Source organism: Occallatibacter sp. (genome assembly GCF_049582745.1).
Taxonomy (GTDB): domain Bacteria; phylum Acidobacteriota; class Terriglobia; order Terriglobales; family Acidobacteriaceae; genus Telmatobacter.
Map to the genome: position 1 here is coordinate 1 of NZ_JBAUUO010000007.1, position 9,023 is coordinate 9,023.

8 protein-coding genes are annotated in these 9,023 nt (G+C 60.5%); 2 read left to right on the forward strand and 6 right to left on the reverse strand.

Annotation, left to right across the window (positions count from 1 at the left end):
• Positions 1–209: 209 nt before the first annotated feature.
• From rpe to WCA10_RS00740, 4 genes are all read right to left on the reverse strand, one after another.
• Positions 210–896: a ribulose-phosphate 3-epimerase gene (gene rpe, locus WCA10_RS00725; RefSeq protein ID WP_472820560.1), complete on the reverse strand. Its 687-nt coding sequence runs from the start codon at positions 894–896 to the stop codon at positions 210–212.
• 74 nt (positions 897–970) lie between these two features.
• The gene (locus tag WCA10_RS00730; RefSeq protein ID WP_472820561.1) at positions 971–1,609 is read right to left on the reverse strand and encodes a hypothetical protein; all 639 of its coding nucleotides are present in this window, start codon (positions 1,607–1,609) and stop codon (positions 971–973) included.
• 24 nt (positions 1,610–1,633) lie between these two features.
• Positions 1,634–2,902 (reverse strand): excinuclease ABC subunit C, encoded by a 1,269-nt coding sequence (locus WCA10_RS00735; protein ID WP_472820562.1) that lies wholly within the window; start codon positions 2,900–2,902, stop codon positions 1,634–1,636.
• A gap of 269 nt (positions 2,903–3,171) precedes the next feature.
• The gene (locus WCA10_RS00740) at positions 3,172–4,569 is read right to left on the reverse strand and encodes a TldD/PmbA family protein (RefSeq protein ID WP_472820563.1); all 1,398 of its coding nucleotides are present in this window, start codon (positions 4,567–4,569) and stop codon (positions 3,172–3,174) included.
• Between the two features lie 123 nt (positions 4,570–4,692).
• Here WCA10_RS00740 and WCA10_RS00745 point away from each other — a divergent pair, with 123 nt between their 5' ends.
• Positions 4,693–5,580, forward strand: a complete 888-nt coding sequence (locus WCA10_RS00745; RefSeq protein ID WP_472820564.1) for a tetratricopeptide repeat protein — start codon at positions 4,693–4,695, stop codon at positions 5,578–5,580.
• Positions 5,581–5,582: 2 nt separating this feature from the next.
• Here WCA10_RS00745 and WCA10_RS00750 read toward each other — a convergent pair whose 3' ends face one another.
• Both WCA10_RS00750 and tldD read right to left on the reverse strand, forming a co-directional pair.
• Entirely contained in the window at positions 5,583–5,861 is a 279-nt protein-coding gene (locus WCA10_RS00750) for a hypothetical protein (RefSeq protein WP_472820565.1), read from the reverse strand.
• Between the two features lie 134 nt (positions 5,862–5,995).
• Positions 5,996–7,450 (reverse strand): metalloprotease TldD, encoded by a 1,455-nt coding sequence (tldD, locus tag WCA10_RS00755; RefSeq protein WP_472820566.1) that lies wholly within the window; start codon positions 7,448–7,450, stop codon positions 5,996–5,998.
• An 859-nt stretch (positions 7,451–8,309) separates the two neighbouring features.
• Between tldD and WCA10_RS00760 the strand changes: the two genes are divergently transcribed.
• Positions 8,310–8,789: a hypothetical protein gene (locus WCA10_RS00760; protein WP_472820567.1), complete on the forward strand. Its 480-nt coding sequence runs from the start codon at positions 8,310–8,312 to the stop codon at positions 8,787–8,789.
• Positions 8,790–9,023 lie beyond the last annotated feature (234 nt).

The window sequence follows — 9,023 nt, forward strand, 5'->3', positions numbered from 1 at the left end:
GTCGAACAGCACCTTGTCGGGCTGCTTCGAGTTCACGTTCGCCAGCGGATTCGCACTCAAATCCTGCGATTTCTTATGCTTGGGCTTCTTTTCCTTGGCCTGGGCCGTAACCCCGGACAGCACCAGCGACGCCAGCGCCAACACAGCAATACTTCTCGACAACCGGTTCATACCACCTCAATGTGCGGCAGGGGGAAAGCTGCCACTCTTTACACGTTTACAAGATCGGACTCACTGGCGGCTGCACGAGCGGCAGCCAGCAATGCGCGGGCATCTCGTTCGGCCTGTCCTGCGCCAAACACCGCATTCCCGGCAACCAATAGCTCCGCACCTGCTTGGACGACCCGGGCGACCGTGTCGTGAGCCACTCCGCCGTCAACTTCGATTTTAAATGCCAGCCCCAGTTCCTTGCGCAACTGCACCAGCCGCCGAATCTTGTCCAGAGCGAATGGAATAAAGCTCTGCCCCCCGAATCCGGGATTCACGCTCATGATCAGCACATGGTGCACCATCGGCAGAATGTCGCGGATCAGTTCCACCCGGGTAGCAGGATTGAGTACGACACCCGGCTCCATGCCATGGTCCCGGATGTGCATCAACGACCGGTGCAGGTGCCGGCAAACCTCGTAATGCACGCTCACCCAGTTCGCTCCCGCATCGGCAAACGCGGGAATGAACTCGTCGGGGTTCTCGATCATCAGGTGGCAGTCCAGCGGCAGCTTCGTAGCCTTGCGCAGGCTGGCAACCACCGGCGGCCCAATCGTGATATTGGGCACGAAATGCCCGTCCATGATGTCGACATGGATCACCGTGCCGCCGCCGCGTTCAGCCGCGGCAACCTCGTCCCCGAGGTGCGCAAAGTCCGCGGATAAAATCGAAGGCAGAAGTTCAATCATCGCTAGGCCGTAAGCACCTGAACTACGTGAGTATTGATACCCGTCCGTGTCCGGTCAGTTTATCACCGCCCCGCTCAGCCATAGCGCAACGCCTGCAGCGTCTTTCTGGCGGCCGTCCGCGTCGTGGAGGGATTCGCATCCCCGCCCAAGTTCTCATGCAACGCGCCGGTGACAACCGGCAGTTTCTTGCCGGCTTCCATCTGCTTCAACAGAATGCGCCCACGCGCCCGCATGGCCGGTGTGCCGCTCCGGCTCAGCAAGCGAAGCATATCCATCACCTCCGGCAGCAGCGAAGGATCCCAGCGCGTCAGCCCCGCCAAACCGTGCATGGCGCTCGTTTTCACGATAGAGCTCTGATCGTCGAGCCACGAGCGAAGAATCGCGGCCGCGCGTTCGGTCTCGGCTTTGCTCAGCGGAGTTCTGAAGATCATCAGCGCCAGGTTCCACCGAAGTTTGTTTTCCGAGGCATCGAGCATCCGGTCGAGTAGCGCGTCCTTCCAACTCGCCAGAATCTCCGGCCGTCTGCATGAGGCGCGCTCCAGGGCATCGGCAGCGCGATTTGCCACGCCGGGTGTCTCATCCCACAGGCACGCCAAAACTCGGCCCGTTTTGCGTGGATTCTTCAGCAGCAGCGCGCCGACTTCGCACGCGCGGCCAGCATCAAGCCGTTTACCGGGTACCAGCATCTCGCGGATCGATTTTGACTCAGCCATTGCCGACCTTCGCCAGTCATTTTGCTATGTGCGCGGCACATGTGTCAGTGATTTAGCCGCCACCCGCCCCACCGACCGCAGCATCGCCCTGACCGGCCACTGTCCGTGCTCATCCGTGAAGCACACCTCGCCCTCGCGCTTCACCTCCGGCCGGTAATACCACCGCTTCAGCAGTGCCAGGTGTCCCTGCCGTACCGTCGCCGACGCCGGTCCCGCACCCTTCTCCAACTCCGCCAGCACCGCCTCCATCCGCGCCTCCAGCATCGTCCGCGGAACCTTGTTAGCCGCGGGCGCTTCCTGTCCCTGCTCCCTGGTCCCTGGTCCCTCGGTCCCTGCTACTGGGATTGCTTCCAGCGCCATCGGCTGCGCAAACAGCGAACTCGATCCCGACTGCTCGTTCTGTATCCGCATCCCGATCGTCGAGAACCCCACCGGCCCACGCAGACGGCCGCTCTCGAACAAAAACAGGGCCACCTCATCTGAATTCACCGACGCTTGCAACACGGCAGCCCGCAGCCTGCTCATCGGCTGCACCAGTTCAGGAGCCAGCGCGCGCACCGCCTCAACCTTCTGCACCTGCGCATGCAGCGCCGCCGCATCCTCAAATGCCAGCCTGGAAGAAGCCGAATCCCGCTGATCGCGCAGCACCACCAGCTTGCTCTCTCCGCGCGTTGCCAGAAAATCCTGAACCGCCGCAGCCTCTTCGGAATAGCGTTCGTCGCTGCACCCCTTGTAGCAGGGCGCAAGGCACATCTTCATCTCCGAGTACACGCATCCCGGATGGCTCGGGTCAGGGTTCAGATCGTCGGTGCAGCGGCGCAGCAGAAAAAGCTTCAGCGCTTCTTCTGCGAATCGCTCCGCGGCCGCCCGCGAAGCAAACGGCCCATAAGCCCAATCGGCCTCTCGCTGGCTCGGCTTGTTGGTCACCACAATGCGCGGATAGGGATTGCCGCCGAGGTACCGCACAAACGCCGGCGCCCGCAGGTGCATCCGCTCCAGCGCTTTTGCGCCGTAAATCTCCTCCAGAAGGGAAAACTGCGTAAGCAGCGATTCGAAATCCGACCCCGTCCGCCGAAATGCAATCCGCCGCACCCGCCCCGCCAGTTGCAAACGCCGCGGATGCTTCGCTGAAGGCTGTAGCAGCCGCTCCAGCCTCCCACGCAAATTCGGTGTCCGCCCGATGTAGGGCTCGTCCTTCACCTCCGCCCCATAAAGCGCAAACACTGCCGGCGTCTGCGGCAACTGCGACAGCGCACCCTTCGGGTCCGTCGGATCAAACGGTATTTGTTCCATAGCTCGATTTGAAATGTGGTTCAATTGCAATCGCCTTAGACTTATCGAGCCTCGTTGCGGGTTAAACACTAATCCTGAGGTCCAAACAATTCACGAGCATTCTCTGCAATTTTTTCAAGATCAACCACGAGCGCCCTGCAATGTTCACAAGTTTGGAGATGAGGGTCTCGGTAGAGATCCTCGCCGGTTTCCAACAGCGCGGTCAGCCGTCGTTGAAACTCTTGACAGTCCCTAGCCTCAGGTTCGGGATCGGCCATTCTATTCGACCCTCACGCCCCCGCAATCGTCATCCCGTCAATCCGCAGCGTAGGCGACGCCACCGACCCGCGAAACACAAGATCGTTCCCAATCGCCGTCACATTCGTCAGCATCTCCCCTAGGTGACCCGCAATCGTGATCTCCTCCACCGCATGCGTCAGTTGCCCATCCTCAATCCACAATCCCGCAGCCCCGCGCGAATAATCACCTGTCACAATGTTCGTCCCGAACCCCATCAGGCTCGTCACGTACAGCCCCGCCTTCACTCCGCCGATAATCTCCTCCGGCGTCTGCGTTCCCGGTTCCAGATACAGATTCCCGCACCCGATCCCCGGCGCACCTGCGAGACCGCGCGAAGCATTATGCGTCGACTTCATCCCCAGCTTCCGCGCCGCATAGGTGTTCAGCATGTAGTTCCGCAGCACTCCGCCCTCGACCAAAACCGTCCGCCGCGACGGCAGCCCCTCGCCATCAAATGGAGTGCTTCCAAATCCACCCACGCCCGTCGGCAGCAGCATCGTGCTGTCATCCACAATCGTGATTGTCGCCGCGCCAATCGCTTCGCCCAGTTTCCCCGCCAGGTACGAAGCATGCCGCCAGATTGCATCTCCTGAAGCGGCGTCAAACACCGTCCCGATCAGCGATCGCGCCACCTCCGGTGAAAACACAATCGGCACTCGCTGCGTCGATACCCGTTTTGCTCCCAGCCTCCGAATTGTTCTCCGCGCGGCTTCCGCTCCCACCGCCTCCGGCGAATCCAGGTTCGCCATCCGCCGCGCGCTCGACCACCATCCATCGCGCTGCATCTGCCCGTTCGTATCCACCGCCAGCGGAGCGGCCGATACTCCCGCATAGCTCGAGCGATAGCTCCCTAAAAACCCGCGCGAGTTGGCTAGAACCTTCCCGCCCGTCGCCGCGTCAAAGCTGCCGCCATCGGAATTCGTGATCCGCGTGTCCGCCGCCATCGCCGCCGCTTCACACCGCCGCGCCCATTCAATCCGCTCCGGCCCCGGCAGCGAGTACACGTCGTCGAAGTACAAATACAAGTCGTCCGCAATCGCGCCGAACTCCTCCGTCTCCGGCAGCCCGATAAACGGATCTTCCTCCGTCACCTTGGCCAGCGCCATCGCACCCTCAACAAGCTGCCGAATTCCATCTGCCGTCAGATCGCTGGTCGACGCCGAGGCCGATTGTTTCCCCACAAAAACCCGCAACCCAATCGCACGCGAGCCCGACTCCTTCAGCGTCTCCACCTGCCCCATGCGCACATTCACGCTGAACTCGTCTCCTTCGCGGACGACGGCCTCGGCATCGCTGGCGCCTGCCTTCATGGCCAGCTTCACCACATCGGTTGCAAGGGATTGAAGATCGACATTGGACACATCGGGCATTTGAGCGACTTCGGGCATGGGTCAACCTTAACAAACCGCCACCGTCCGCGCATCCAGCCGTGTGCGGCATGCCCGCCAACGACGATCACAACCGGATCCTTCGTAATTTGCTATGGTGTTGAGTTCCCCTGAAAGGCATCCATGACGCAGCGCCGCGCCCTTTCGCTCTCAGTTTTCCTCGGTCTTTTTCTATCTCTTCCGCTTCTCGCGCAGAAAGCAGTCCTCGATCCGGGCTTGCTCAAGAAGGCCGAAGCCGGTGATGCGCAATCCCAGCTCAACCTAGGCGAAGCCTATCTTTCCGGCATCTCCGTACCGCTGGATTACACCAAAGCCTTCTCCTGGATCGAGAAAGCCTCCAATCAGGGACTCCCGCACGCGCAGTTCGACCTCGGCGCTCTCTACGAATCCGGCAACGGCGTTACGCAGGACGCCGCCAGGGCCGCGACCCTCTACCGTAGATCGGCTGAACAGGGCTTCGCCCCTGCCGCCCTTCACCTCGGCCTGCTCTACGACCGTGGCGACGGAGTCCCCCAGGATGACGCCGAAGCCGCCGGTTGGTATCGCAAAGCGGCCCTGCAGCATCTTCCCGAGGCCGAATATAACCTCGGCACTGCCTACGAGCGCGGTATCGGCGTTCCGCAGGACTATGCCCAGGCCGCCGACCTCTACCGCCGTGCCGCCGAACAGGGAAACGCCTCCGCCCAGTTCAACCTCGGCCTGCTCTATGACAATGGCACCGGCCTCGCGCGCGACTACGCCCAGGCCGCAGCTTGGTATACCAAGGCCGCCGAACAGGGACTGCCCCGCGCCCAGTTCAACCTCGGCTCCATGTATGCCAATGGCCAGGGAGTCCCCGTAAATCTTGTGGAGTCGTACTTCTGGCTCGATCTTGCGGCCAAAACTTGGAACAGCAGGCGCCAGGAAGAATCCGTCCACGCCCGCGACCTTGTCGCCCAGCACCTCAGCCCGTCCGACCTCACTTCCGCGCAAAACCGCGTAGCCAAATGGCTCGCCGCCCATCAGAAATAGGTCTACTTGCGCAGCAATTTCTCGTAATAACGACGGGCGCGCTCATCGCCGCATTCGCAGCGAAGACCAAGGTAGCGCTGAGCACCATCGCGTCCCCAGCAATAGTTGTTATTCCATGCGCACTCAAGTTCATGAGGAAGAAGAAGATCCTCATAATCGGGGCAGGCTTTGATCGCGAAGTTTTGTTTCCGGCGGGCGCCACGGTGGGCCAGCTTCTTGTCTTCTTTGGCGCTAGCAATACCACTGACCGCCGCAAAGGGGCGGCGAAAGGAACGGCTCATGACGTACTCCAGGTCGCAGTTGCGTACCTACGTCATGGCGCTTTCCTCCCGACTCAATTCTAACTTCATTCTGAATAAACCCGGCAAAACGAAATTAGACGCGAGAGAATCTTCAGAACTGGACGCCGCGCGCCCTACCGCCCCGTCCCGCCCACCGTCATCTTGTCCAGCTTGATGGTCGGCATCCCCACGCCCACCGGCACGCTCTGCCCATCTTTCCCGCAGGTCCCGATCCCCTCATCAAGCTTCAGATCGTTCCCCACCATCGAGACATACTTCAGCGCCTCTGGCCCATTCCCGATCAGCGTCGCATCCTTCACCGGCGCCGTGATCTTGCCGTCCTCGATCAGATACGCTTCCGACGCCGAAAACACAAACTTCCCGTTCGTGATGTCCACCTGTCCGCCGCCAAAGTTCACCGCATACAGCCCGCGCTTCACCGACCGCAGAATGTCCTCCGGCGCGTCGTCGCCTGCCAGCATGTAGGTATTCGTCATCCGCGGCATCGGAATGCAGTGGTAGCTCTCCCGCCGTCCCGACCCCGTATTCGCCGCCCCGGTCAGTCGTGCCGAAAGCTTGTCGGTCAGATACCCCTTCAGAACGCCGTTTTCAATCAGCACCGTCTCCTGTGTCGGCGATCCCTCGTCGTCCACATTCAATGATCCGCGCCGCCCCGCCATCGTGCCGTTGTCCACTACCGTCACTTTGCTGCTGGCCACCGGCCGCCCGATCAGCCCCGTGAACGCCGACGTTCCCTTGCGATTGAAGTCCGCCTCAAGTCCATGCCCCACTGCCTCATGCAGCAGAATTCCCGGCCATCCCGGTCCCAGCACTACCTGCATTTCTCCCGCCGGTGCCGGCACAGCGCCAAGCTGCAGAACCGCTCCCCGTGCTGCCTCCTGCGCCAGATGTTCCGGGCTCTTCGAACCCGCAAATTGCTCCAGCCCCGCTCTTCCTCCCCCGCCGGCCGACCCCTTGGTCGTCGTCACGCCATCCCTGGCAATCACAAACACATTTAACCGGCATAGTGGTTGCGTGTCGCTGGCAAACGCCCCATCCGAACCCGCAATGAGAATCCGCCGCAACTCCTTGCTGTACCCTGCCCGCACTTGCACAATGCGCGGATCGTACGCCCGCGCAGCCCGGTCGGCCCGCAAAATCAGCTCCAGCCGCGCCGCCAGGTCCAGATCGAACCCGCCCAGCGGAACCGGATACAGATCCGCCCCCGCCGTCTCCGTAAATCCCTGTATCGGCTGCTTGGCCGGACCCGACGCAATCAGCGCCGCCGTCCGCGCCGCGTGCAACAGGCGCTCTGCGCTCAAATTGTCGGTGTAGGCGTAGCCGGTCCGCTCGCCCGAAAGCACGCGAATCCCGCACCCCGCACTCGTCCCCGTGCTGGCCGACTTCACAATCTGCTCATCCACTCCCAGCGACGTCGACGTCACCGACTCGAAATACAAATCGGCATAGTCGCCGCCCGCGGACAAGGCTTCACCCAGGCAGCGCTCCAGAAGCCGCTCGGTGATTCCAAATTTTTCAAAAAAGTAACGTCTATGACTGGGCTGGGGGGGAGTGACAGGTAGGCTCATCGTTGGATTTAGTTTACGCCTCAGGTCAAATCACCGCATCTTGGGATCAGCCGGTTCCTCACTTGATTCATGTGCCCTTCGTAAGTATTTCCACAATTTGCATCGTGTTAAATTCACCCCATGAAGAAGATTATCGCTGCTGCGCTCCTCGTCCTGGTGTTCGCCGCTCCGGCCTTCGCCGCGACGACGCATCATCACCACCATCATCGTCATCACCACCATCGCAAAGCCTAGAATCACCATCGCGAAGGTCGGGAATCGTTAACGCGCTTTGAAAAGGGGCACGACTTTACAGCCTGGTGAAAACCCCGGTGTTTCGTCGGTCGGAGGGAGCAGGAGGCTTCAGCCTCCTGAATAAAACCCTTCGATTCAATGTGGCTTTAGCCACGGGCCTTTATGCCGCTTCGCTAAATCGTCTCTTCACCAAGCTGTTTAGTCGTACCGCTAAAGAGCGATAAACCGGGGTCTTTAGCCCCCGAGGGACGTCTTCTTGTTTGCGATTTCCGGGACCCGCAGGCTTCGCGCACGAATCCCGAACGATTGGCCCATGCGGTGTGGGCCAGTCCGGTCACTCCAGGCTTCCACTTGCGAGTCCCAATCTGCCCTCCGCGTTTCATCCTGGGTCCCCGCGCATCCGGCCCAACGTAAGCCAAAGCGCGTCATTTCCGGATCGCCCACGACCCCGATAGAGCGTGCCAAGCGCGGAAGCCCCTCAACCCTGAACTTACTTGTCCTCCAACAACTGCATTCTGCTGTTGCCAAAAAGGTAATTGCCGAGTTGGCCATGCCGAGTTGGCCACGACCCGCCCAGGAACAAGAATGAACGGAGCTTCGTATTGAAGCCGAGGGAAGTGTTCGGATGAAAACGAATGCGATGGTCATTGCTCGTGGGCTGGTTGCACTCGGAGTTCTGGTTGGTTGCACACGGATGGTCAGAAGTGGACCAATAATCGACGGCTACGAGAATGCTGTATGCATCCCGGTGGAATTTGGTCCTGGAATCACTCCTCCTACTCGCGCTTGGGACTACCAGCTCGTGACACCGAGAGGCATGACCGTTCACATCTCAGGTGCTCAAATGCCCGGTGGCCGAATTGACCTAAGGTACCAATCCGATTACGCGGAAGTCGTTGCGGCAAATGCTGGTGACTATATTTATCCAGCCGATGTGCGTTTCGATAGACAAAAGGAGAGGCTTTTTGTGAAGGCGAGCGGGGTGCCCGCTGCTTTCGGCGGTCCACAAACGTGGCTCTTTGAATTTGATCTGGCTCACCGCCAACAAGTGGACCGTGTAAGAGTTGACCCAACCGTTTTACCAGCAGAGTGCAAAGTCACTTGACCTGCAGCAGCTCATGAGTCCGCCGACTATGATGCGTCACCGCGGAACTGGGCATGAGCGATTGGCGGCGTTCCGGGAGGATCACCGCCTAACCGTCAACCGCCTAACCGTCATGTATGGTCCGCCGCCGTTTTGCAAGCGAAGAATGAGGTTTGGCGGAATGGTCTGCGCACATGTATACGGCCTTTGATTGGAGGATGACCTCCTGGCCTGGATGGAATGCGCTGCGCCCTC